Origin of the sequence: Rhodococcus sp. ARC_M12 (genome assembly GCF_022810385.1) — a bacterium.
Taxonomy (GTDB): Bacteria; Actinomycetota; Actinomycetes; order Mycobacteriales; family Mycobacteriaceae; genus Rhodococcoides; species Rhodococcoides navarretei.
The window spans coordinates 1-260 of record NZ_JALGQI010000096.1; the positions used below are offsets into that span (position 1 = coordinate 1).

Here is a 260-nt window from a genome sequence, read left to right on the forward strand (position 1 = left end):
CGGGGTACTTTTCACCTTTCCCTCACGGTACTAGTCCGCTATCGGTCACCAGGGAGTATTCAGGCTTATCGGGTGGTCCCGACAGATTCACAGCAGATTTCACGGGCCCGCTGCTACTTGGGTATTCACAACGACAGTTGCAGTGTTTTCGTCTACGGGACTCTCACCCTCTACGACAGGCCGTTCCAGACCACTTCGACTAACACCACAATTTCTCACTGTCGGCCGATCCGGCAGAATCGACAATGCAAACCCCACAA

The 260-nt window shown here is 53.8% G+C and carries 1 rRNA gene; it reads right to left on the reverse strand.

The features are described 5' to 3' along the window. A 23S ribosomal RNA gene (locus MTX35_RS26370) occupies positions 1 to 260 on the reverse strand; the annotation flags it as partial.